Below are 22,744 nucleotides of genomic sequence, written 5' to 3' on the forward strand. Positions count from 1 at the left end.
GGGCATGCCGTTGACGGGCGCCGACACGGGCTCAGCCGCCGTGGTGCTTGGTGACGTACTTCGGACCGTTGACGCCGTAGCCCGCCTTGCCCATCGCGAAGCCGACGATGAGACCGATCACGACGACGGCAGCGGACGCCCACACGCCCCAGGCGATGTCGAACCAGAAGCAGAGCGTCCCGGCCGCGAAGCCGATCAGCATGATGACGACGGCCGTCCAGGCCGCCGGCGAGTGGCCTTCGCCGAGTTCTGCGGGCTCAGTGTTGCTCACGGTGCTCCTCGTGGTCGCTGGCGCCACCGGTCGGGCGGCGCTCCGTCGATCCTACCGTGTCCGGGGTGTCGGACTGCCCGGCGGCGGCGTCCCCCACGGTCGGGTCGACGCCCGCGCTGAGGTCGTCCCAGTCGACGACCGCGTCGCGGACGACGGGTCGGCGCGGAGCGCCGTCGGCGGACGCGGGACCGCCGCTGGCCCCGGCCGCGGAGGCCGCTCCGGGCGTGGCGGCATCGCCGTACCTCCGGCTCGGGCCGGGCCAGGACCGCTGCAGGAAGAGCACCGCGACGCCGAGCAGCGACGCGAGGACCCCGCCGATGATCCCGATGACCGGCCAGACACCGACGTCGACGCCGGTGACGACCTGCCGGACGGCGCCGATGTCGCTGACGCCGGCGACCGATCCGATGGCGCTCCGCGCGGCAGCGACCGGATCGGACAGTGCCGTGACGCCGGTGACGACGACGGCCACCCCGAGCAGGACCTGCACCACGGCGAGCACGACGCGGACGACACGGCCGGCGATCGTCATCGCGAGGAACAGGGCGAGGCTGGCGATCGCGACTGCGGTGTACTGCGGCACGACGGTGGCTCCGTCAGCGTCCACCGTCTTCACGACGGCCGCCGTGTGGTCGAGGTGCACGGTGAACCAGGTCTGCGTCCACGACAGCATCACGAGTCCGGCGACCAGGAGTCCGAGGACGACGACGAGCGGTCGGGAGCGCTTCACGGGGCGACCCCGGTCATCCGGTTGGCGGTCGCGACGGCACGCAGCGGCGCGGCGGCCTTGTTGACCGATTCGAGGTGTTCGCTCATCGGGTCCGAGTCGGCGACGAGCCCGGCACCGGCCTGCACCCGTGCGACGCCGTCCTGGATGAGGGCGGTGCGGATCGCGATGGCGACGTCGGCGTCCCCGGCGAAGTCGAAGTACCCGACGACCCCCGCGTACGCCCCGCGCTTCGCGGGTTCGAGCTCGTCGATGATCTGCAGCGCGCGCGGCTTCGGCGCACCCGAGAGCGTGCCGGCCGGGAAGGTCGCCCGGAACACGTCGATGGCCGACATCCCCGGGCGGATCGCCCCCTCGACGCTGGAGACCAGGTGCATGATGTGGCTGAACCGCTCGACCGTCATGAACTCGGTCACGGCGACGGTCCCCGGCTCGCACACCTTCTGCAGGTCGTTGCGGGCGAGGTCCACCAGCATCAGGTGCTCGGCGCGCTCCTTCGGGTCCTGCAGCAGCTCGTCGCCGAGGCGCACGTCCTCTTCCGTCGTGGCACCGCGCGGCCGTGAGCCGGCGATCGGGTGCGTCATCGCGCGACCGTCCTGCACCTTCGCCAGGGCCTCGGGTGACGCTCCCACGATCCAGAACGGCCGGCCGTCGGTGCCTGCGAGCGACAGGAAGTACATGTACGGGCTGGGGTTCAACGTGCGGAGGACCCGGTAGACGTCGAGGGGGTCTGCCGTGACCTCGTGGTCGAACCGCTGCGAGATGACGACCTGGAAGACGTCGCCGTCGCGGATGAACTGTTTCGACCGCTCGATGGCGGCCGCGTACTCCTCCGGGGTGGACCGGGAGCGTGCGGTCGGTTCGGCGATGTCGAACGCCTCGGCGACGGTCGCGATGCTCGGCTGCACGAGGTCGGCCTGCATCCGGTCGAGCCGGGCCTGCGCGTCCGACCACAGGGTGTCGGCATCGTCCGTGCCGTCGTTGAGCGCCGTCGCGACCAGGAGCACCAGTCCGCTGCGGTGGTCGAGGGCGGCGAGTTCGGCGACGAAGGACAGCGCCTGTCCGGGCACGTCGAAGTCGGCGGGCGGCGCGTCGGGCAGGTGTTCGAGCTGACGGACCGCTTCCCACCCGATGAAACCGACGGTGCCGCCGACGAGGGGCGGCATGCCCGGCACGCGGGGCGTCGCCCAGCGCTCGTGCAGCCGCGCGAGGACCTCCAGCGGCTGCCCGTCGAGCGAGCCGACGGCCCGGTCGGCCGACATCCCGGTGTCGATCCAGGCGGCGTGGTCGCCCTCTTGCGTGAGGACGCCGAAGCTGCGGACACCGACGAACGACCAGCGCGACCAGAGGCCGCCCTGTCCGGCGGACTCCAGGAGGAACGACCCGGCGCGACCGTCGGCGAGCTTCCGGTAGACCCCGACCGGCGTCTCGCTGTCGGCGAAGAGCGCGCGGACGACGGGCACGACCCGGTGGCCGTCGCGGACGAGTCCGTCGAAGTCGTCGCGGAGCGTGGTGCGGGGCGAGTCGCTCATCGCGCCGTCCCGTTCGCAGCCCCGGTTTCGGGCGCCGAGGCGGTCACCGGCTCGAGCGGGTCGACGTCGAAGCACCGGTGGGCACCCGTGTGGCACGCGGCTCCGACCTGCTGCACCGTGACGAGGAGCGTGTCGTCGTCGCAGTCCAGGGCGGCGGCACGGACGTACTGGGCGTGGCCCGACGTGTCCCCCTTGCGCCAGTACTCGCTCCGGGACCGCGACCAGAAGGTCACCCGGCCCTCGGTCAGGGTGCGGCGGAGGGCTTCACGGTCCATGTAGCCGAGCATGAGGACGTCCTTCGACGATTCCTCCTGCACGATGGCGGGGAGCAGTCCGTCCGTACCGAAGCGCGCGCGGTCGAGGACCGCTTCGGTGCTGGTGCTGGTGCTGTCGGTCATGAGGGCACCAGCCTACGGCCCTGTCCGGCGCGCTGGCTGCGGACGGACATGCCGGACGGGAGGCCCGACCCGGCCGCCGGGACCGCGTCAGCGGACGACGTGGCCGGTCTGGCGGAGCGCGTCCTTGACGTCGCCGACGGTCATCTCGCCGCGGTGGAACACGCTCGCCGCGAGCACCGCGTCCGCACCGGCGTCGACGGCGGGGGCGAAGTGCTCGACGCGCCCCGCGCCTCCCGAGGCGATGACCGGCACCGTGGAGACCGGACGGACCGCGGCGACGAGCTCGAGGTCGAAGCTGTTCTTCGTGCCGTCGGCGTCGATGGAGTTGACGAGAAGTTCCCCCGCGCCGCGCTCGACGGCCTCGCGCGCCCAGGCGATCGCGTCGATGTCGGTTTCGGTGCGACCGCCGTGCGTGGTGACCACGAAACCGGACGGCATCCGGGCGGAACGCTTGACGTCGAGCGACAGGACGACCGCCTGGGCACCGAAACGATCAGCGATCTCGGACACCAGCTCCGGGCGGGCGATCGCGGCGCTGTTGACGCCGATCTTGTCCGCGCCGCACTGCTGCAGGCGGGAGACGTCGTCGACGGTGCGGACCCCACCGCCGACGGTGAGCGGGATGAAGACCTGCTCGGCGGTGCGGGTGACGGTGTCCCACATCGTGGCGCGGTTCTCGACCGTCGCACCGACGTCGAGGAACGTCAGCTCGTCGGCGCCCTGCTCGTAGTACCGCGCGGCGAGCTCGACGGGGTCCCCGGCGTCCTGCAGGTCGAGGAAGTTGACGCCCTTGACGACCCGACCACCGGAGACGTCGAGGCACGGGATGACACGGACCGAGACCCCGCCGAGTGCGGCGGCCGGTGCGGTCGCGTCGGGTGCGTCGGTCACAGGCGTGCGGCGTGGATCGGGCTGACGAGGATCGCCCGGGCGCCGAGGTCGTACAGCGCGTCCATGATGAGGTTGGCGTCGTCGCGCGGGATCATCACGCGGACGGCCGACCAGGCGCGGTCGTGCAACGGCGAGACCGTCGGCGACTCGATGCCCGAGGCGATCGCGGTCGCCTGCTCGAGCAGGTCGGACGGGATGTCGTAGTCGAGCATGACGTAGCCGCGGGCCACCAGGACGCCCTGCAGCCGGCGCCGGAGCACGTCGATGCCGGAGATGGTCTCGTCGGTGGTGATGAGCACCGCGGTGGACTCGAGGATGACCGGCCCGAAGATCTCGAGTCCGGCGGCGCGCAGTGTGCTGCCGGTCGAGACGACGTCCGCCACGGCGTCGGCGACCCCGAGCCGGACGGCGCTCTCGACAGCGCCGTCGAGCTTCACGAGGGTCGCGGTGACGCCGTGCTGAGCGAGGAACTCGCCGACGAGGCCGGGGTAGCTCGTGGCGACGCGGACGCCCTCGAGGTCCTGCAGCTCGCTGTACCGGCCCGGGGCGCCGGCGAAGCGGAAGGTGGAGTCCGCGAACCCGAGCGCATCGACCTCGTGCGCGGTCGACCCCGAGTCGAGCAGCAGGTCGCGGCCGGTGATCCCGACGTCGAGTGCGCCCGAGCCGACGTAGGTGGCGATGTCGCGCGGACGGAGGAAGAAGAACTCCACCCCGTTGCGCTCGTCGATGAGGTGCAGCGCCTTCGGGTCACGGCGGCCGGCGTACCCGGCCTCCCGCAGCATCTCGGAGGCGGTCTCGGACAGTGAGCCCTTGTTGGGCACGGCGATGCGGAGCATCAGGTCTGCTTCCTGGAGGAGGGGGTCGGTGACGGTTCTGCGGTGCGCGGGGTGACGCGCTCCCTACAGATGTCGCCAGACGTCCGCCGGGGTCAGGCCCTTCGCGATCATGAGGACCTGCAGGTGGTACACGAGCTGCGAGATCTCTTCCGAGGTGCGCTCGTCGCCCTCGTACTCGGCCGCCATCCAGACCTCGGCGGCTTCCTCCACGATCTTCTTGCCGATCTGGTGCACGCCGGCATCCAGTTCGGCGACGGTGCCGGAGCCGTCCGGGCGCGTGCGCGCCTTCTCGGTCAGCTCCGCGAACAGGTCGTCGAACGTCTTCACGTTCCCAGGCTACCGGTCTGCGAGCGCACGCTGTGCCGCCGCCCGGAGATCGGTGATGCGGGCGGCCGGCTCGCCGCCGTAGACCGCGGAGCCGGCGACCAGCGTGTCCGCGCCGCTCCGGACCGCCTCCGGCACGGTGTCGACCGCGATGCCACCGTCGACCTCCAGCCAGACGTCGAGCCCCGACGCGTCGACCGCGGCGCGTGCGTCGGCGAGCTTCGGCATCACCGAGGTCATGAACGCCTGGCCACCGAACCCGGGCTCGACGGTCATCAGCAGGATCATGTCGTAGGCGTCGAGGTGGTGCAACACCCGGGTGATCGGGGTGCCGGGCTTCACGGCGACCGCGGCGCGGGCCCCGTTCGACCTGATGGCGGCAGCGGTGGCGACGGGGTCGGTCGCGGCCTCGAAGTGGAAGGTGACGCTGGACGCGCCGGTCTCGGCGTACTTCGGCGCCTCGGTGTCCGCGTCGGTGATCATGAGGTGCACGTCGAGGGGCACGGGCGAGACCTGCTGCAGGCGCTGGACGATCGGCAGACCGAGGGTCAGGTTCGGCACGAAGTGGTTGTCCATCACGTCGACGTGCACCATGTCGGCGGTCTCGATGCGCTGCAGCTCGCGCTCGAGGTTCGCGAAGTCGGCGGACAGGATGCTCGGCGAGATGCGGATCGTCACCCGTCGAGCCTACCGGCCCGGACCCGGCCGGCCACCGAACCGACAGCCCGTCAGGCGGTCCGGCGGAACAGTGCGATGAACATCGCGTCGGTCCCGATCCGGTGCGGCCAGAGCTGCACGGTCCGGCCGGCCGCGACCTGCGGGTCACGCGCGGCGACCGAGCGGACCACCGATGCGGTGTCGAGCTGCTCGAGCAGGTCCCCGTGCCGACGCATCAGGGCGTCGACCTGGCCGCGGGTCTCGGCCAGGTGCGGCGAGCACGTCACGTACGCCAGGGTGCCGCCCGGTGCGAGCACGCGGACCGCGGCCTCGAGCAGTTCCTCCTGCAGGACGGCCAGTTCGGCGACGTCCTCCGGCTGCTTGCGCCAGCGGGCCTCCGGACGGCGACGCAGCGCGCCGAGGCCGGTGCACGGGGCGTCGAGCAGGACGCGGTCGTACGTGACACCGGAGCCGTCGTGCCCGTAGCGGCGACCGTCACCCTCGACCACGGTGACGGTGTCACGGAAGTCGCGGAGGGCCTCCCGGACGAGTCCCACCCGGGCCGGGACGAGTTCGTTGGCGACGAGGGTCGCGCCGGCCTGTGCGGCCTCGGCGGCCAGGAGCGCGGCCTTGCCTCCGGGGCCCGCGCAGAGGTCGAGCCAGCGTTCGCCGGCCCGCACCTCGGACGAACGGGACAGCGCGAGGGCCGCGAGTTGCGATCCCTCGTCCTGGACGCGGAGCCGGCCGGCGGCGACGCCGGGGACGCGCGCCGGGTCACCGGTGACGCCGCGGATCCCGACGGGCGAGACCGGCAGGTCGGGAGCGGTCGGGGCGGGCTCGGGCGCCGCGTCGGCCTGGTCGGCCTCGGCCACCTCGGCGGCGTCGGCGTCGTCTTCCGGACCGACGGGAGGCACCTCCCCCGTCTCGTCGTCGTCCGCCGCCACGCGGGCGGTCGCCTGCTCGACGTCCTCCGCCGACGCGACACCGGGCAACGCCGCGAGCTGGACCCGCGGTGCCTCGTTGTCCGCGGCGAGGAGCGCGACGAGTTCGTCACGAGACCGTTCCGCGGCCAGGGCGTCCCGGAGTGCCGACACGACCCACACCGGGTGCGACCAGCGCGTCGCGAGGAGTGCGTCCCCGCCGAGGCCCGCCGTCACCAGGGCGTCCCACTCCTCCGGGGTCTTGCCGGCGACCTTCCGCATCACGGCGTTGACGAAGCCGGTGGCGCGGGCGACGCCGACCTCGCGGGCGAGCTCGACCGTCGCGGAGACCGCCGCGTGGGTCGGGGTCCGCATGCCGAGCAGCTGGTGCACACCGAGGCGCATGACGTCGAGCACGTCGGCTTCGATGAGGTCCGCCCGACGTCCGGACGCCACCGCGACCACCACGTCGTAGCGGCCGATCATCCGGATCGTGCCGTAGGTGAGTTCGGTGGCGAAACCGGCGTCCCGGGCGCTGAGCCCGGCTCGTCGGATGCGCGTCGGCAGGAGCAGGTTCGCGTACGCGTCGTCGACCTGGACGGCACGGAGGACGTCGAAGGCGACCCGCCGGGCGCTCACCTGCCGGGGCTCCCGGGGTCGGCCGCCGGGGCGCCCGCCGGTCCGCCCGACACCGTTGCCGCCGCTGCGGCCGCCACGCTGCGATCCGCGTGACCGCGCCTGTTCCGCGCTCATGCGAGCACCTTCCCGTCGAGCGGTCCGAGCCCTCGGGCCCAGGCCGCAGCGTCCATCGCCTTCTTGCCGGCCGGCTGCACCTCGGTCAGCACGAGCGGTTCGTCCGCCGTCCCGACCAGCAGGGCACCGTCGACGAGTCGGAGCGCACCCGGCGCGAGGTGCGGGGCGGAGTCCTCCGGGCCTCCCGGCCGACCGTCGGGTGCACCGTACCGGCGGGCCCGCAGCAGCTTCACCCGGGTCTCGCCGAGGTGTGCGAACGCACCGGGCTCCGGGGTGACGCCGCGGAGCCTGGCGTGCACCGCGGCGGCCGGGGCGGCGAAGTCGGTCCGGCCGTCGTCGAGCGTGAGCTTCGGGGCCGACGACGGAGCGCCGACCTGCTCGGTGGCGACGGCGGTGCCGGCGGCGATGGCGTCGACGACCCGCACGACGACGTCGGCACCGGTCACCGCCATCGCGCCGAGGACCTCGCCGGAGGTGGCCTCCGGGTCGATCGTGAACGGCTCGGCCGCGAAGACCGGGCCCGCGTCCAGGGCCTCGACCAGCTGGAACACCGTCGCGGCCGTGGTCGTCGCACCGGCCATCACGGCACGCTGCACGGGGGCGGCACCGCGGTACGCCGGCAGGTCGGAGAAGTGCAGGTTGACCCAGCCGAGCCGCGGGGCGTCGAGGGCCGGGCGGCGGAGCAGCGCCCCGTACGCGACGATCACACCGAGGTCGACGTCGAGCGCCGCGATCCGGGCCGTCACCTCGTCGTCCACGCGGGAGGCCTCGATCACCGGCAGTCCGAGCTCCGCCGCGGCCTGCGCGACCGGCGTGGGCGTCAGCACGCGCTTCCGGCCCTGCGGTGTCGGCGGGCGGGTCAGCACCGCCGCGATCTCGTGGTCGGACGCCGCCAGAGCACGGAGGGTGGGGACCGCGGCAGCGGGACTGCCGGCGACGACGAGACGCATCGGACCAGTCTCCCACGAGCCGCGGCCGAGTCCGGGCGGCCGCCCTCCACGCGGGGCCTGGGGATGCGCTGAGGCACGTCTGCCTACGGTCGCTGGCATCTCGACGGAAGGAGCACCATGACCACCGACGCACTGCCGCTGCCGGACTTCGACCACCTGCCGCTCGGCAACCTCGCCGAGCACGTCCGCCCGCTCGACCGCGACCAGCTGCAGACCCTGCTCGAGCACGAGCGGGCCCACGGGAACCGGCTGCCGGTCGTGGAGGTGCTGACCTCCCGGATCGCCGCACTCGAGGCCGGGGCCGAACCGACCGGCTCGGTGCCCGAGCACCTCCCCGAAGTCCAGCAGGGCACCGGCGGCTCCCCGGCCGTCACCCCGGCCACGTCGGGTCCGGTCATCAACCCGCCGTCACACGGGGACCCGACCAACCCGGCCCAGCCACGCTGATCCGTGGACCCGGCTCGCCGGCCTCGTGCCGGACGAGCTGTGCCCTCGCCTCCGGACAGCGCGGAGACGGACGGGTACCTTCACAGGCGATTCCCTGAAAGGAACGAACATGTCAGACCGACTCTCCACCCCCGCCCCCACCAGCTTCGCCGAGACGCCCGTCCAGAAGGGCGCGCTCGTCGTCGGCATCGTCTTCCTGCTCGTCGGCCTCGCGGGTTTCATCCCCGGCCTCACCACCGGTGACCTCGGTGGTGCCGGCAACGACTCGATGGGCATGCTGCTCGGCATCTTCCAGGTGTCGGTCCTGCACAACATCGTCCACCTGCTCTTCGGCATCGTCGGCGTCCTCGCGGCCCGACGCGCCAGTGGTTCCCGGCTCTACCTGGTCATCGGCGGCGTCGTCTACTTCGTGCTCTGGATCTACGGCCTGTTCACCGCGAACAGCGACAGCGCCGCGAACTTCGTGCCGCTGAACTCGGCCGACAACTGGCTGCACCTGGTCCTCGCGATCGGCATGGTCGCCCTCGGCGTCGTGCTCTCGCGCGGCCGCCGTGCACCGGTCGGCGCGGAGCGGACCGCGCGCTGACCCGGATCGGTGACCCCGGCCGGTGACGCCGGCGAGTGACGCCGGCCGGTGACCTCGGTCGATGACACGACGGGAGGCCCGTGGCGGGATCGCCACGGGCCTCCCGTCATGTCCGGGCTCGGCTCTGCAGCGACCGGGTCAGACCTCGGAGAACGGCTCGGCGTCGTCCATCCGGACGCGGAGAGCCGGAGCCGCGCGGCGCTTCGCCCCGCCCTTGACCACCCGGCGCGTCGACGACCGGCGGATCACCTCGGCCTTGAGGGTCGCCGCCACCTCTGTCCCGTGGCCGTAGGGGAAGCGCACGATCGCGCGGACCGTCCCCGGCGTCGGGTCGTCGACGGGGACCGGTCCGAGGACCGGGCCCACCGGCGCGTCGCCGAGCGCCTCGATCGCGCCGGTCACCGCCTCGTCCGTCCCGGTCAGGGTGGCGACCCGCACCGCCGGCGGGAAGAACAGCTCACGACGGTCGGTGAGTTCGTCGTGGGCGGGCACGTCGAGCCGCCAGAGTGCCATCGCGTTCGCGAGCTTGCCGCCGATGCCGACGAGGTACACCGGCGCTCCGGGAGCGCCCTTCGCCGCGGCGTTCGCCCAGATCCGGAGGACGTCCTCCTGGACCCGCAGTCCCTCGCGCGCCAGCATCCGTTCGCCGTCCAGGAGCAGCACGCAGGCGTAACCGCCGGCGACGTCCGGTTCGGCGCCGCGGGTCGCGACGACGACCGCGGGACGGGCCGGTACCTCGTCGATCGGGCGCGATCCGTCGGCCACCACGATCCGGGTGTCCGGGAAGGCGCGTCCGAGTTCGTCGGCGGTGCGCTGGGCACCCTGGCCGACGGGTTTGAGCTTCCCGTTGCCACAGGTCGGGCAGCGGTACCCGGCCGCCAGCGCGCCACAGAAGCGACACTGCGGGGTGGACCCGGCGTGCGGACTGCCGAGCGGACCACCGCACACCCGGCAGTGGGCGCGCTCCCCGCACTCGGTGCAGACCAGGCCGGTCCCGAAGCCGGGGTTCGACACCTGCACGAGCACGGGCCCGTCGTGACTGGCCTCGCGGGCGGCCCGCCAGGCACTGCTCGGGATGCGGGCCTGTGCGGCGTACCCGTCGGCGTTGGTCTGGTGGGCGGTCGGGACGACCTTCGGCACACGGGCGCGGTGCGGACCGACCTCCTGCAGCCATCCGAGCTCGACGAGCCGCTGCACGTCGGTGCTCCGCGCGTGCGACACCATCAGGAGCGCGGCCCCGGACTGGGCGGTCCGGACCAGCGCGACGTCACGGGTGTGCACGTACGGTGCGCGCTGCTCGGCGAAGGACGGGTCGCCGTCGTCCCAGAGCGCGATGAGCCCGAGGTCCGACGCCGGTGCGTACACGGCGGCACGACTCCCGATCGCGACGACCGGGTGCGTCCGGGCGGTGAGGAGTGCCCGGGCGCGCTGCCCGTTCGTCTGCTTCGCGTCGAACCGCACCACCCGCTCGGCGGGCACGAGGACGAGCAGGGCGCGCTCGAGGTCCGTGACGTCGCGGAAGTCGGGCACCGCGATGACGGCCGACCGCTCCCCCGCCAGGGTGTGTGCGGCGGCCTGCGCCAGGGTCGCGGCCCAGCCGGGCACCCAGGCGGGAGCTGGCCCGTCGGTGTCGTCGGCCGAGGTCACTCGGGCCGGGGCGGCGAGCAGGACCGGGTGCGGGATCGCACCGACGGCCGCGCGTCCGCCGGCGTCGACCACCGCCTCGATGACCGCGTCGCCGTACCCGTCGACCGGGACCGCCGTCACGCGGGGCGGCACGTGGTCCGGGTCACGAGCGAGCCAGGCCTTCTCCGGCCGGACCTGCCGCGTCGGCACCGCGAGGCGAAGCACGTCGCTGGCGACCCCGGCGGCACGGTCGGCCACGGCGCGGGCCAGCTCCCAGACCTCCGGCGCGAGCACCGGTACCGGGCTGACGAGCTCCTCGACGGCACTCAGCTCGCCCGGGAAGTCGTTCTCCGGCGACAGGGCGTCGTCGGCCACGACCTCCACCACGTAGGCGTCGGTGATCCGGGCGCCGGAGCGCAACGGCACCCGGACCCGGACCCCCGGCACGCAGTCGCCCTCGATCTCGGCCGGGACCCGGTAGTCGAACAGACGGTCGAGCTGCGGGAGCGGTGAGTCGAGGACGACACGCGCGACGGTGGCCACGAAGGCCTCAGACGGTGACGGAGACGAGTCCTGCCGCGGTGCGGAGCTCCTCGACACGGTCGAGCTGCTCCCAGGTGAAGCCCGGCAGTTCGCGACCGAAGTGCCCGTAGGTCGCGGTCTGCGCGTACTTCGGGGTCAGCAGGTCGAGGTCACGGATGATCGCGGCCGGTCGGAGGTCGAACACCTTCGTGATCGCGGCTTCGATCGTCGCGTCGTCGACGTGGCCGGTGCCGAAGGACTCCACGTACAGGCCGACGGGCTTGGCCCGACCGATCGCGTAGGCGACCTGGACCTCGAGGCGGTCGGCGAGACCCGCCGCGACGGCGTTCTTCGCGACCCAGCGCAGGGCGTAGGCGGCCGAGCGGTCGACCTTGGACGGGTCCTTGCCGCTGAACGCGCCGCCACCGTGCCGGGAGGCCCCGCCGTAGGTGTCGACGATGACCTTGCGCCCGGTGAGTCCGGCGTCACCCTGCGGGCCGCCGATCTCGAAGCGTCCGGTCGGGTTCACGATCACGTCGACGTGCGAGGAGTCAAGCTCCACCAGGTCGAGCACCGGGCGGATGACGTGCTCGGTGATGTCCGCGGTCAGCTGCTCGAGCGAGACGCTCGGCGCGTGCTGGGTCGACAGGACCACGGTCTCGACGGTCTTCGGCGTGACGCCGTCGTACCCGACCGTGACCTGGGTCTTGCCGTCCGGGCGCAGGTACGTCAGCTCGCCGGACTTGCGGACCGCGGCGAGCTTCTCGGCCAGGCGGTGCGCGAGCCAGATGGCGACGGGCATGTACTCCGGCGTCTCGTTCGTCGCGAAGCCGAACATGATGCCCTGGTCCCCGGCGCCCTGGCGGTCGAGCGGGTCCGTGCCGGCACCCGAGCGGGTGTCGAGGGACTCGTCGACACCCTGGGCGATGTCCGGGGACTGCGCGCCGATCGAGATCTCGACGCCGCAGGTGCGACCGTCGAAGCTCACGTCGGACGAGTTGTAGCCGATGCCGGTGATGACGTCGCGGACGAGCTGCGGGATCTCGACGTAGCCCGAGGTCGTGACCTCTCCCGCGACGTGCACGAGCCCGGTCGTCACCATCGTCTCGACGGCGACCCGTGCGTTCGGGTCGACCGTGAGCAGGGCGTCCAGGATCGCGTCCGAGATCTGGTCGCAGATCTTGTCGGGGTGGCCTTCGGTCACCGATTCCGACGTGAACAGGCGGAGCGCACTCACCGGGATCAGGCGGAGGGCTGCTGCTGCTTGGTGACGGTCAGCTTGTCCTCGTTGATCTCGTGGAGCGCGACCGAGAGCGGCTTGTCGTCGATCGTCGAGTCGACGAGCGGGCCGACGTTGTCGAAGAGCGAGCCTTCGTGCAGGTCGGCGTAGTAGTCGTTGATCTGGCGAGCGCGCTTCGAAGCGAAGATCACGAGCGCGTACTTCGACTCGACCTTGCTGAGCAGGTCGTCGATGGGCGGGTCGATGATGCCCTGGGGGTTGGCCATGGGGTTGCTCCTCGTCGTCGGTGCACCGGTCAGGGCGCAGAGAACAAGTCTACGACCTCGCGTGCCGCCGTGCTGACATCGGAGTTCACGATCCGCACGTCGAACTCGTCCTGGGCCGCGAGCTCCACCTTCGCGGTCTCGAGTCGGCGGGTCTGCTCCTCGGGCGTCTCGGTGCCGCGGCCGATGAGCCGACGGACGAGTTCGTCCCACGTCGGCGGCAGCAGGAACACCAGGACGGCCTCGGGCATCGCGTCCCGCACCTGGCGGGCGCCCTGCAGGTCGATCTCGAGCATGACCTTCTCGCCGGCGTCGAGCGCGCGGTCGATCGGCGGCCGCGGGGTGCCGTACCGGTAGGAGTTGTGCACGGTCGCGTACTCGAGCAGCTCGCGGTCGCGGATCATCCGGTCGAACTCGGCGTCGTCCACGAAGTAGTAGTGCACGCCGTCGACCTCGCCCGGACGGGGCTTCCGGGTCGTGGCGGAGACGCTGAGGTTCACCTCGGGGTACTGCTCACGGATGTACGCGCTGACCGTGCCCTTGCCGACCGCGGTGGGTCCGGCGAGCACGACGAGCTTCGACGCCGCGCGCTTGCGTCCGCGCTGGGCGAGCCAGTCCGCCAGTTCGGTCCGCTGCCGGCTGCCGAGTCCCCCGAGGCGCTTCGACGGAGCGATCCGCAGCGCACCCATCACGGCCTCCGCCCGGGCCGGTCCGACACCGGGCAGGCTCGTGAGCAGGTCACGGACGCGGAGCGAGCGTTCGGCCGCGGTGGCCGCGACGACGGACTCGTCGTCGGACCAGGCGGAGCGGGCGACCTCGAGCGGCGACCGCTCCCCGGTGGCGATGGACGACTTGACCGCGGCGCGGGCGCGTCGTGCGGCGACCGCGGCCTTCGCGGCCGCGACCCGGTCGACCTCCGGCGGGTTGCGGTGCGCCGGCAGGGCCGAGCGGTCGGGAGCGGTGTCGTCGGACCGGACGTCCGACTGCTCGTCGCTCACGCCGCCGTCCCCAGCGCGCGTGCGACCCGGTCGGCACGGTCGGCCACGAGTGCGGCGACACCGTCCGGCCCGTCGCCGAGCAGCCCGCGGGACTCGCTCACGAGCACCTGCTCCGCCCGGCTGCCGTACAGCGCGCGGAGGTCCTCGATCCGGGCCCCCTGCGCGCCGAAGCCGGGCGCGAGGACCGGGGCGGTGCCGATCTCGTCGGCCGTGATGCCGAAGTCGTCGAGGTCGAGGGTCGCGCCGAGGACCAGCCCGACGTCCCCCAGGGGCTGGTCGGCGCTCGTCCGGTTGTCGTCTGCCACGTCCACGACGATACCGGCCGCCACGGTCCGGCCGGCACGCGGGCCCTCGGCGAGCACCGCTGTCTGCAGCACACGTGCCTCCGGGTTGCTCGTCGCGGCGAGGACGAACACGCCCGCCCCGTTCTCGCGGGCGACGGCGACGGTCCCGGACAGCGAGCCGTACCCGAGGTAGGGCGACACGGTCATCGCGTCCGCCGCGAACGGGCCGTCACGGTCCAGCCACGCCAGGGCGTAGTCGTCGCCGGTCGAACCGATGTCACCGCGTTTGACGTCCGCGACGACCAGGAGGCCCGCATCACGCGCGCGACGGATCGTCGCCTCGAGCGCTCGGTACCCGGGCACCCCCGCCGCCTCGAAGAACGCGACCTGCGGCTTCACGACCGCCGCTCGCCCCGCGGCGGCGTCGACCAGGGTCGCGCCGAAGGCGGTGAGTCCGGCCTCGTCGCGGCCGAGCCCCCACGCCGCCAGGGTGGCGGCGTGGGGGTCGATCCCGACGCAGAGTGCGGACCGCGACCCGATGGCGGCCGCGAGCCGGACGCCGAACGGGGTCGGGCCTCCGTGCAGACCTGGGGTCACCAGCCCGCCCGCTCGAGCGCGTAGTCCTGCAGGCTCCGGACACTGTGCGGCGTCCCGATCGTCTCGATCGCCGCGACCGCTGCGCCGAGCTGCGAGATCGTCGTGAACAGCGGCTTGTCCGCCGCCACGGTGGCCGCACGGATCTCGTACCCGTCCGCGCGACCGGCGGCACCGCTCGGGGTGTTGATGACGATGTCGACCTCGTTGCGAGCGAGCAGGTCGACGACGCTCTCCTGCCCCTGGCTGTACTTGCCGACGGTGCCGACCAGGATGCCGTTGCGGCGGAGCACCTCGGCGGTGCCCTCGGTCGCGATGATCGTGAAGCCCAGCTGCTGCAGGCGGTGCACCGGCAGGACGATGGCGCGCTTGTCGGTGTCCGCGACGCTCACGAACACGGTGCCGCTGGTGGGCAGACCACCGTAGGCGGCCTCCTGGCTCTTGAGGAACGCCCGCGGGAAGTCGCGGTCGATGCCCATGACCTCTCCGGTGGAGCGCATCTCGGGGCTGAGCACCGAGTCGACGACCTGACCCTCGCGGGTGCGGAAGCGACGGAAGGGCAGCACGGCCTCCTTCACGGCGATCGGGGCCTCCATCGGGACGAAGGCGCCGTCGCGTGCCGGCAGCAGGCCCTCGGCGACCAGGCCGTCGACACTCGTGCCGGTCATGATGCGTGCCGCTGCCTTGGCCAGTGCGATGCCGAGCGCCTTCGAGACGAACGGGACCGTGCGGCTGGCGCGGGGGTTCGCCTCGAGGACGTAGAGCACCCCGGCGGCGATGGCGAACTGCACGTTGAGGAGTCCGCGGACGCCGACCCCGCGCGCGATCTTCTCGGTCGCGTCGACGACGGCCTGGATCTCGGCGCGGCCGAGGCCGACCGGGGGCAGGGTGCAGGACGAGTCGCCGGAGTGGATGCCGGCCTCTTCGATGTGCTCCATGATGCCGCCGACGTAGAGCCGCTCGCCGTCGTAGAGCGCGTCGATGTCGATCTCGACCGCGTCATCGAGGAACCGGTCCACGAGCAGCGGCAGGTCCGGGCCGATGATCGCCTGGTCGGCCATCCGGTCGAAGTAGTCGGCGAGGGTGGCGGAGTCGTAGACGATCTCCATACCGCGGCCGCCGAGCACGAAGGACGGACGGACGAGCACCGGGTAGCCGATGCCCTCGGCGACCGCGGTGGCGCTGGCCAGGTCGTGTGCGGTGCCGTTCTTCGGGGCGAGCAGGCCCGCTTCGTCGAGGATGCGCGAGAACGCCCCACGCTCCTCCGCCAGGTCGATCGCGTCCGGCGTGGTGCCGAGGATCGGGATGCCCGCGGCCTCGAGGGGCTTCGCCAGCCCCAGTGCGGTCTGGCCGCCGAGCTGCACGACGACGCCCACCACCTGGCCGGACGCCTGCTCGGCCTCGATGACCTCGAGCACGTCCTCCACCGTGAGCGGCTCGAAGTAGAGCCGGTCCGAGGTGTCGTAGTCGGTCGAGACCGTCTCCGGGTTGCAGTTGATCATGATCGTCTCGAACCCGGCGTCGCTCAGCGCGAAGGACGCGTGCACGCAGGAGTAGTCGAACTCGACGCCCTGGCCGATGCGGTTCGGGCCGGAGCCCAGGATGACGACCTTCTTGCGGTCGCTCGGGGCGACCTCGGTCTCGGTGTCGTAGGACGAGTAGTGGTACGGCGTCAGGGCCGGGAACTCGCCGGCACAGGTGTCGACCGTCTTGAACACCGGGCGGATGCCGAGCGCGTGGCGCTGGTCACGCGCCTCCTGCTCGGAGACCCCGCGGAGCGCCGCGATCTGCGCGTCGCTGAAGCCGTGCTCCTTGGCCCACCGGACGGTGTCCGCGTCCAGGGTCTCGGCGGCACGGACCTCGTCCGCGACCTCGTTGATGAGCACGATCTGGTCGATGAACCACGGGTCGATCTTCGTGGCCTCGAAGACCTCGGCCGCCGTGGCGCCGGCGACGAGGGCCTGCTGCACCGTGACGATGCGGCCGTCGGTCGGGACCGAGGACTTCTCGAGCAGGGCGGCCTTGTCGAGCTGGTCGGCCGGCACGTCCCAGTGGAAGCTCGACCCGCGCTTCTCGAGCGAGCGGAGCGACTTCTGCAGCGCGGTGGCGTAGTTGCGGCCGATCGCCATCGCCTCGCCGACGCTCTTCATCGTGGTGGTGAGCGTGGCGTCGGCGGCCGGGAACTTCTCGAACGCGAAGCGCGGGGTCTTCACGACGACGTAGTCGAGCGTCGGCTCGAAGCTCGCCGGGGTGACGCGGGTGATGTCGTTCTGGATCTCGTCCAGGCGGTACCCGATGGCGAGCTTCGCGGCGATCTTGGCGATCGGGAAGCCCGTCGCCTTCGACGCGAGCGCCGACGAGCGGGAGACGCGCGGGTTCATCTCGATGACGATCAGACGGCCGTTCGCCGGGTCGACCGCGAACTGGATGTTGCACCCGCCGGTGTCGACCCCGACACGGCGGATGATGTCGATGCCGATGTTCCGCATGTTCTGGTACTCGCGGTCGGTCAGCGTCAGCGCCGGGGCGACGGTGATCGAGTCGCCGGTGTGCACGCCGACCGGGTCGACGTTCTCGATCGAGCAGACGACGACCGTGTTGTCGGCGTTGTCCCGCATCAGCTCGAGCTCGTACTCCTTCCACCCGAGGATCGACTCCTCGAGCAGGACCTCGGTCGTCGGGCTGGACTGCAGACCGTCGCCGACGAAGCGCACGAGTTCCGACTCGTCGTAGGCGAAGCCGGAACCGAGACCGCCCATCGTGAAGGACGGGCGGACCACGAGCGGGTAGCCGAGGTCCTTCGCGAACTCCTTCGCCTCCTCCAGGGTGTGCGCGATGTGGCTGCGCGCGACGTCGGCGCCGGACTCGAGGACGAGCTCCTTGAAGAGCTGGCGGTCCTCCCCGCGCTGGATCGCGTCCACCTTGGCGCCGATGAGCTCGACGCCGTACTTCTCGAGGATGCCGGCCTCGTCGAGGGAGATGGCCGCGTTCAGGGCGGTCTGCCCACCGAGGGTCGGCAGGACGGCGTCCGGCTGCTCGATGCGGATGATCTCCTCGAGCGACGCGTTCGTGATCGGCTCGATGTACGTCGCGTCGGCGAAGTCCGGGTCGGTCATGATCGTCGCCGGGTTCGGGTTCACCAGGATGACGCGGACGCCCTCGGCGCGGAGCACGCGGCAGGCCTGCGTGCCGGAGTAGTCGAACTCGGCGGCCTGCCCGATCACGATCGGGCCGGAGCCGATGACCAGGACGGAGCTGATGTCAGTGCGCTTGGGCATCAGTTGCCCTCCTTCGTGATGTCGGCGGCAGGCGTGGTGGCGTCGGCGGTGGCCGCGTCGAGCGGCGCTCCGTGCCGTCGGGCGAGCACCATGTCCCGGAAGCGGTCGAAGAGGTACATGCTGTCGTGCGGTCCGGCGGCGGCCTCGGGGTGGTACTGCACGCTGAACGCGGGGATGTCGAGCGCCCGGAGGCCCTCCACGACGTTGTCGTTGAGCGAGTAGTGCGAGACCTCCACGCGGCCGAAGCCGACCGGGGACTCGAGGACCTGACCGACGGGCGCGTCGACCGCGAACCCGTGGTTCTGGCTCGTGATCTCGACCTTGCCGGTCGTGGTGTCGAGCACCGGCTGGTTGATGCCGCGGTGCCCGAACGGCAGCTTGTACGTGCCGAAGCCCAGGGCACGGCCGAGCAGCTGGTTGCCGAAGCAGATCCCGAAGAACGGCCGGCCGTCACGGAGGCTCTCCTGCAGCAGGGTCACCTGCGCGTCGGACGCCGACGGGTCGCCGGGGCCGTTCGAGTAGAAGAGCGCGTCGGGGTCGAGCTCGCGGAGCCGCTCGACCGTGACGTCCTGCGGCAGCACGTGCACCTCGAAGCCGCGCTCGGACAGGTAGCGGGTGGTCGACGACTTCACGCCGAGGTCGAGGACGGCCAGCGTTCCGATCCGCTCGCCGACCGGCTCGACGACGTACTCCTCGGCCGTGGAGACCTCGGCGGAGAGGTTCTTCCCCGCCATGCCGGCCTGCTCGGTGACGATCCGGAGCTGCTCGTCGGCGTCGAGCGTGGCGTCCGCCCCGCTGAACACGCCGCCCTTCATGGCGCCCGCGTCGCGGATGCGACGGGTGAGGGCGCGGGTGTCGATCCCGGAGATCCCGACGATGCCGTCGCGCACCAGGTGGTCGTCGAGCGACGCGTCCGCGCGGTGGTTCGACACCACGCGGCTCGGGTCGCGCACGACGTACCCGGCGACCCAGATGCGCCGGGACTCGGGGTCCTCGTCGTTGACCCCGGTGTTGCCGATGTGCGGCGCGGTCTGCACCACGATCTGCCCGGCGTAGGAGGGGTCGGTGAGGGTCTCCTGGTAGCCGGTCATGCCGGTCGCGAAGACCACCTCGCCGAGCGTGCGCCCACGCGCGCCGTAGGCCCAGCCGTCGTACCGGGTGCCGTCTTCGAGGACCAGTACGGCCCGTTCGCGTGTCATGGGTTCGTCCCTTCGCCCGCGGTGTGCGGGGAGTCGTTCGTCGTCGCCAGTCCCTGCAGGGCGGTGAGCGCTTCCGCGTCGCCCTCCGGGAACCGGAAGTAGGTGTCGAGGTCCGTCGCTGCTGCGGCGCCGGTCGCCGTCCATCGCAGTCGGACCAGTCCCCCGGGCTCGACCACTCGGTCGATCGCCCACGTGGCCCGGTCGGCGCCGCGCACGGCGCTCCGGGCGATCCACCGGTCGTCCACGCCGGCGTGGTGCAGCACGACGCCGGTCGCATGCACGGTCACGCCGCCGCGACCGCGGAAACCGAGTCCGCCGGCGGTGATCCGTTCGAGCGGTTGGTCGGCTCGGGTCGTCGCGACGGTGAACCCGTCCCACGACCCGGCCTCCGGACCACGGTCGGCCGGCACCCGGACGGGAGGCACGGCCTCCGCCTGCCGTCGGCTGCGCGTCCGCCAGGTGCGCGCCATCGCGACGAACAGCGCGGCCACCGCGAGCAGGATGACCCCGCCGAGCAGCCAGCGCGCCGTGTCACCGCTCATGCCGTCGCCACCCGTGCCGCTGCAGCCCGGCCCGCGACGGTGTCGGCGTCGACGAGCTGCCCGTCGAGCACCGTCGGCTCGCCGTGGTGGAAGGTCGCGACGACCCGGCCGGGCAACCGCATCCCGAGGTACGGCGAGTTCTGCGACTGCCCGTGCAGGTCGGCCACCGAGAACTCGCGGCCCGCCGCGGGGTCGTAGAGCGTGATCTCGGCCGGCGCACCCGCGGCGATCCCGTGGCCGTGACCCGCGACCTGGCCGATCCGGGCCGGCGCGCTCGACAGCACCCGGGCGACGTCGGCCCAGTCCAGTCGGCCGTCCTCGACCACGGCGGCGTGCACCACGCTCAGCGCGGACTCGAGCCCGACCATGCCGTTCGCGGCGGCGGGCCACTCGCAGTGCTTGGCCTCGGCGGGGTGCGGGGCGTGGTCGGTCGCGACGATGTCGATCGTGCCGTCGGCCAGGGCGGCGCGGAGTGCCTCGACGTCCTCGCGCCGACGGAGCGGCGGGTTCACCTTGTAGCGGGCGTCGTAGCCCGGGGCGCCGTCGTGCCCGGCGATCAGGTCCTCGGTGAGCAGCAGGTGGTGCGGTGTGACCTCGGCCGTGACGTCGATGCCGCGGGACTTGGCCCAGCGGATCACCTCGACGCTGCCGGCCGTCGAGACGTGGCAGACGTGCAGCCGTGCTCCGACGTGGTCGGCGAGCAGGACGTCCCGCGCGATGATCGACTCCTCCGCCACGGCCGGCCAGCCCGCCAGACCGAGTTCGGACGACAGTCGGCCCTCGTTCATCTGCGCGCCGACCGTCAGACGGGGCTCCTGCGCGTGCTGTGCGAGCACGCCGCCGAAGCCCTTGATGTACTCGAGCGCCCGGCGCATCAGCAGCGGGTCGGCGACGCACGAGCCGTCGTCCGAGAACACCCGGACCTTCGCGCGTGAGGTCGCCATGGCGCCGATCTCGGACAGGTGCGTGCCCTGCAGCCCCTGCGAGACGGCACCGATCGGACGGACCGTGACGTACCCGGCGTCGTCCCCGAGCGCCTGCACCTGCTCGACGACCCCGGCGGTGTCGGCCACCGGCGAGGAGTTCGCCATCGCGTTCACGGCCGTGAAACCGCCGGCGGCTGCGGCGCGCGAGCCGGAGAGGACGGTCTCGGACTCCTCGTGCCCGGGCTCCCGGAGGTGGGTGTGCAGGTCGACCAGGCCCGGCAGGGCGAGCAGCCCGTCGGCGTCGACCACCGTCGCACCAGCCGTGTCGAGACCGGACCCGACCGCGGTGACGAGCCGTCCCTCCAGGCGGATGTCGGCACGCGAGCCGTCGACCAGCTGCGCGCCACGGATGAGGTGTGCGGTCATGCGACGGTCTCCTTCTGGTGGTCACCGGTGAGGGCGAGGTAGAGCACTGCCATCCGGACCGAGACGCCGTTCGCGACCTGTTCCACCACGGTCGAGCGAGCGTCGTCCGCGGCGACCCCGGCGATCTCGAGGCCCCGGTTCATCGGTCCGGGGTGCATCACGAGCGTCCGCTCGGACAGCCGGGCGAACCTGGCGGCGGTCAGCCCGAAGTGCCGCGTGTACTCACGCGGGTTCGGGAAGAAGGCGTCGTCCATCCGCTCCTGCTGGATCCGGAGGGTCATCACGACGTCCGGGTCCTCGGCCAGCGCGGCGTCGAGGTCGTGGTGCACGGCGGCGCCGAAGGGACGGTCGACCGCCGGCAGCAGCGTCGGCGGGGCGGCGAAGGTGACGTGCGCACCGAGCGTCCGGAGCAGCCAGGCGTTGCTCCGGGCGACGCGGCTGTGCAGCACGTCACCCACGATGAGCACCCGGACCCCGTCGAGCCCCTGCCCCCGGCTGTCGGAGCCGTGCAGACGGCGGCGCATCGTGAAGGCGTCGAGGAGCGCCTGCGTGGGGTGCTCGTGGGTGCCGTCACCCGCGTTGACGACGGGCACGTCGATCCAGTCCGCCTCGGCGAGCACGCGCGGGGCGCCGGAGGCCCCGTGGCGGATGACGATGCCGTCGATGCCCATGGCGTCGAGGGTCTGCACGGTGTCCTTGAGGGACTCGCCCTTCGAGACGCTGGAGCCCTTCGCGGCGAAGTTGATGACGTCAGCGGACAACCGCTTGGCCGCGGCCTCGAACGAGATGCGCGTGCGGGTCGAGTCCTCGAAGAAGAGGTTCACGATCGTCCGACCGCGGAGCGCCGGGAGCTTCCGCACCTCTCGTGTGTTGACCTCGGCCATCTCCTCCGCGACGTCGAGGATCCCGATCGCCTCGTCGCGTGACAGGTCGGCGGTGGAGAGCAGGTGCCTCACGACGCACCACCCTGTTCGGGACCGCCCTGTTCGATGACGACGTCGTCGACACCGTCCGTCTCGGTCAGGTGCAGCGTGACCCGTTCGTCGCCCGCCGTCGGCAGGTTCTTGCCGACGTGGTCGGCGCGGATCGGCAGTTCGCGGTGGCCGCGGTCGACGAGGACCGCGAGGCGGACGGCGCGCGGACGGCCGATGCCCTGCAGGGCGTCGAGGGCCGCGCGGACCGTCCGGCCGGAGTACAGCACGTCGTCGACCAGGACGACGACCTTGCCGTCGACGCCGCCGGCCGGGATCACCGTCGGGTGTGGCGCTCGACCGATGCCCCGGCGCAGGTCGTCCCGGTACATCGTGACGTCGAGTGCGCCGACCCGCTCACTGCCGATCCCCGCGGCGGCGGACTCCCACCCGGGCTCGATGTCGGCGAGAATGCGACCGAGGCGCTCGGCGAGGACGGCCCCACGGGTCGGGATGCCGAGCAGCACGAGTTCCGAGCCACCGTGGTTGGCCTCGAGGATCTCGTGCGCGATGCGTGTCAGAGCACGCGTGATGTCGGGTTGCTGCAGGACCGTTCTGGTACCCACGCCGACCTCCTTCCCCG

23 protein-coding genes are annotated in these 22,744 nt (G+C 72.4%); 2 read left to right on the forward strand and 21 right to left on the reverse strand.

The genetic code is table 11. The features are described from left to right. Nucleotides 1-31: 31 nt before the first annotated feature. From DEJ24_RS03000 to DEJ24_RS03045, 10 genes are all read right to left on the reverse strand, one after another. A complete protein-coding gene (locus tag DEJ24_RS03000; RefSeq protein WP_110902204.1) occupies nt 32-271 on the reverse strand; it encodes a DUF6704 family protein in 240 nt (79 codons plus the stop codon). Beyond that, a complete protein-coding gene (locus DEJ24_RS03005) occupies nt 258-1,001 on the reverse strand; it encodes a Trp biosynthesis-associated membrane protein (protein ID WP_111077217.1) in 744 nt (247 codons plus the stop codon). Before DEJ24_RS03005 ends, DEJ24_RS03000 begins: the two co-directional genes overlap by 14 nt. After that, nucleotides 998-2,530: an anthranilate synthase component I gene (locus tag DEJ24_RS03010; RefSeq protein WP_111077218.1), complete on the reverse strand. Its 1,533-nt coding sequence runs from the start codon at nt 2,528-2,530 to the stop codon at nt 998-1,000. The genes DEJ24_RS03005 and DEJ24_RS03010 overlap by 4 nt, the downstream gene beginning before the upstream one ends. Next, complete coding sequence (hisI, locus tag DEJ24_RS03015) at nt 2,527-2,928, reverse strand: phosphoribosyl-AMP cyclohydrolase (protein ID WP_111077219.1); 402 nt, start codon at nt 2,926-2,928, stop codon at nt 2,527-2,529. Before hisI ends, DEJ24_RS03010 begins: the two co-directional genes overlap by 4 nt. An 87-nt stretch (nt 2,929-3,015) precedes the next feature. Further along, on the reverse strand, nt 3,016-3,819 hold the full coding sequence (hisF, locus tag DEJ24_RS03020; protein ID WP_111077220.1) for an imidazole glycerol phosphate synthase subunit HisF: 804 nt from the start codon (nt 3,817-3,819) through the stop codon (nt 3,016-3,018). Beyond that, nucleotides 3,816-4,655 (reverse strand): ATP phosphoribosyltransferase, encoded by an 840-nt coding sequence (gene hisG / locus DEJ24_RS03025; protein ID WP_111077221.1) that lies wholly within the window; start codon nt 4,653-4,655, stop codon nt 3,816-3,818. Before hisG ends, hisF begins: the two co-directional genes overlap by 4 nt. Before the next feature lie 63 nt (nt 4,656-4,718). After that, nucleotides 4,719-4,982 (reverse strand): phosphoribosyl-ATP diphosphatase, encoded by a 264-nt coding sequence (locus tag DEJ24_RS03030; protein ID WP_110902198.1) that lies wholly within the window; start codon nt 4,980-4,982, stop codon nt 4,719-4,721. A gap of 9 nt (nt 4,983-4,991) precedes the next feature. Beyond that, nucleotides 4,992-5,657 carry a ribulose-phosphate 3-epimerase gene (gene rpe, locus DEJ24_RS03035; RefSeq protein ID WP_111077222.1) on the reverse strand — a complete coding sequence of 222 codons (666 nt, stop codon included), beginning with the start codon at nt 5,655-5,657 and terminating at the stop codon, nt 4,992-4,994. Between the two features lie 50 nt (nt 5,658-5,707). Next, complete coding sequence (locus tag DEJ24_RS03040; RefSeq protein WP_111077223.1) at nt 5,708-7,309, reverse strand: RsmB/NOP family class I SAM-dependent RNA methyltransferase; 1,602 nt, start codon at nt 7,307-7,309, stop codon at nt 5,708-5,710. Further along, nucleotides 7,306-8,259 carry a methionyl-tRNA formyltransferase gene (locus DEJ24_RS03045; protein ID WP_111077224.1) on the reverse strand — a complete coding sequence of 318 codons (954 nt, stop codon included), beginning with the start codon at nt 8,257-8,259 and terminating at the stop codon, nt 7,306-7,308. Before DEJ24_RS03045 ends, DEJ24_RS03040 begins: the two co-directional genes overlap by 4 nt. 117 nt (nt 8,260-8,376) lie before the next feature. Here DEJ24_RS03045 and DEJ24_RS03050 point away from each other — a divergent pair, with 117 nt between their 5' ends. Together DEJ24_RS03050 and DEJ24_RS03055 are read left to right on the forward strand one after the other, a co-directional pair. After that, nucleotides 8,377-8,706, forward strand: coding sequence for a hypothetical protein (locus DEJ24_RS03050; RefSeq protein ID WP_110902194.1), 330 nt, complete (start codon nt 8,377-8,379; stop codon nt 8,704-8,706). Between the two features lie 109 nt (nt 8,707-8,815). Beyond that, nucleotides 8,816-9,292, forward strand: a complete 477-nt coding sequence (locus DEJ24_RS03055; protein WP_111077225.1) for a DUF4383 domain-containing protein — start codon at nt 8,816-8,818, stop codon at nt 9,290-9,292. A gap of 138 nt (nt 9,293-9,430) precedes the next feature. Here the strand turns inward: DEJ24_RS03055 and DEJ24_RS03060 are convergent, their stop codons facing one another. Genes DEJ24_RS03060 through pyrR form a run of 11 tightly spaced genes read right to left on the reverse strand, consistent with a single transcriptional unit; the run spans nt 9,431 to nt 22,727 of the window. Beyond that, nucleotides 9,431-11,461, reverse strand: a complete 2,031-nt coding sequence (locus tag DEJ24_RS03060; protein ID WP_111077226.1) for a primosomal protein N' — start codon at nt 11,459-11,461, stop codon at nt 9,431-9,433. A 7-nt stretch (nt 11,462-11,468) separates the two neighbouring features. Beyond that, nucleotides 11,469-12,677: a methionine adenosyltransferase gene (gene metK / locus DEJ24_RS03065; RefSeq protein WP_111043754.1), complete on the reverse strand. Its 1,209-nt coding sequence runs from the start codon at nt 12,675-12,677 to the stop codon at nt 11,469-11,471. A 5-nt stretch (nt 12,678-12,682) separates the two neighbouring features. Continuing rightward, nucleotides 12,683-12,946, reverse strand: a complete 264-nt coding sequence (gene rpoZ, locus DEJ24_RS03070) for a DNA-directed RNA polymerase subunit omega (protein WP_110902190.1) — start codon at nt 12,944-12,946, stop codon at nt 12,683-12,685. Between the two features lie 29 nt (nt 12,947-12,975). Continuing rightward, nucleotides 12,976-13,884 (reverse strand): guanylate kinase, encoded by a 909-nt coding sequence (gene gmk, locus DEJ24_RS03075; protein ID WP_111077359.1) that lies wholly within the window; start codon nt 13,882-13,884, stop codon nt 12,976-12,978. Between the two features lie 53 nt (nt 13,885-13,937). After that, nucleotides 13,938-14,822: an orotidine-5'-phosphate decarboxylase gene (gene pyrF, locus DEJ24_RS03080; RefSeq protein WP_258374715.1), complete on the reverse strand. Its 885-nt coding sequence runs from the start codon at nt 14,820-14,822 to the stop codon at nt 13,938-13,940. Continuing rightward, complete coding sequence (carB, locus tag DEJ24_RS03085; RefSeq protein ID WP_110902189.1) at nt 14,819-18,097, reverse strand: carbamoyl-phosphate synthase large subunit; 3,279 nt, start codon at nt 18,095-18,097, stop codon at nt 14,819-14,821. The genes pyrF and carB overlap by 4 nt, the downstream gene beginning before the upstream one ends. Continuing rightward, nucleotides 18,097-19,296 (reverse strand): glutamine-hydrolyzing carbamoyl-phosphate synthase small subunit, encoded by a 1,200-nt coding sequence (gene carA, locus DEJ24_RS03090; RefSeq protein ID WP_111077227.1) that lies wholly within the window; start codon nt 19,294-19,296, stop codon nt 18,097-18,099. The genes carB and carA overlap by 1 nt, the downstream gene beginning before the upstream one ends. Then, on the reverse strand, nt 19,293-19,838 hold the full coding sequence (locus DEJ24_RS03095) for a hypothetical protein (protein WP_111077228.1): 546 nt from the start codon (nt 19,836-19,838) through the stop codon (nt 19,293-19,295). Before DEJ24_RS03095 ends, carA begins: the two co-directional genes overlap by 4 nt. Beyond that, nucleotides 19,835-21,190 carry a dihydroorotase gene (locus DEJ24_RS03100; RefSeq protein WP_111077229.1) on the reverse strand — a complete coding sequence of 452 codons (1,356 nt, stop codon included), beginning with the start codon at nt 21,188-21,190 and terminating at the stop codon, nt 19,835-19,837. Before DEJ24_RS03100 ends, DEJ24_RS03095 begins: the two co-directional genes overlap by 4 nt. Further along, nucleotides 21,187-22,146 carry an aspartate carbamoyltransferase catalytic subunit gene (locus DEJ24_RS03105; protein WP_111077230.1) on the reverse strand — a complete coding sequence of 320 codons (960 nt, stop codon included), beginning with the start codon at nt 22,144-22,146 and terminating at the stop codon, nt 21,187-21,189. Before DEJ24_RS03105 ends, DEJ24_RS03100 begins: the two co-directional genes overlap by 4 nt. After that, nucleotides 22,143-22,727, reverse strand: a complete 585-nt coding sequence (gene pyrR, locus DEJ24_RS03110) for a bifunctional pyr operon transcriptional regulator/uracil phosphoribosyltransferase PyrR (RefSeq protein WP_111043759.1) — start codon at nt 22,725-22,727, stop codon at nt 22,143-22,145. Before pyrR ends, DEJ24_RS03105 begins: the two co-directional genes overlap by 4 nt. Nucleotides 22,728-22,744 lie beyond the last annotated feature (17 nt).

It is taken from the genome of Curtobacterium sp. MCPF17_001, from assembly GCF_003234615.1.
Classification (GTDB): Bacteria; Actinomycetota; Actinomycetes; order Actinomycetales; family Microbacteriaceae; genus Curtobacterium.

Bases quoted from the DNA above. Each gene is read 5' to 3' on its own strand.
- DEJ24_RS03010 (WP_111077218.1), bottom strand. From the start codon at position 2,530: ATGAGCGACTCGCCCCGCACCACGCTCCGCGACGACTTCGACGGACTC.
- hisI (WP_111077219.1), bottom strand. From the start codon at position 2,928: ATGACCGACAGCACCAGCACCAGCACCGAAGCGGTCCTCGACCGCGCG.
- hisG (WP_111077221.1), bottom strand. From the start codon at position 4,655: ATGCTCCGCATCGCCGTGCCCAACAAGGGCTCACTGTCCGAGACCGCC.
- DEJ24_RS03040 (WP_111077223.1), bottom strand. From the start codon at position 7,309: ATGAGCGCGGAACAGGCGCGGTCACGCGGATCGCAGCGTGGCGGCCGC.
- DEJ24_RS03045 (WP_111077224.1), bottom strand. From the start codon at position 8,259: ATGCGTCTCGTCGTCGCCGGCAGTCCCGCTGCCGCGGTCCCCACCCTC.
- DEJ24_RS03050 (WP_110902194.1), top strand. From the start codon at position 8,377: ATGACCACCGACGCACTGCCGCTGCCGGACTTCGACCACCTGCCGCTC.
- DEJ24_RS03055 (WP_111077225.1), top strand. From the start codon at position 8,816: ATGTCAGACCGACTCTCCACCCCCGCCCCCACCAGCTTCGCCGAGACG.
- rpoZ (WP_110902190.1), bottom strand. From the start codon at position 12,946: ATGGCCAACCCCCAGGGCATCATCGACCCGCCCATCGACGACCTGCTC.
- carB (WP_110902189.1), bottom strand. From the start codon at position 18,097: ATGCCCAAGCGCACTGACATCAGCTCCGTCCTGGTCATCGGCTCCGGC.
- carA (WP_111077227.1), bottom strand. From the start codon at position 19,296: ATGACACGCGAACGGGCCGTACTGGTCCTCGAAGACGGCACCCGGTAC.
- DEJ24_RS03095 (WP_111077228.1), bottom strand. From the start codon at position 19,838: ATGAGCGGTGACACGGCGCGCTGGCTGCTCGGCGGGGTCATCCTGCTC.
- DEJ24_RS03100 (WP_111077229.1), bottom strand. From the start codon at position 21,190: ATGACCGCACACCTCATCCGTGGCGCGCAGCTGGTCGACGGCTCGCGT.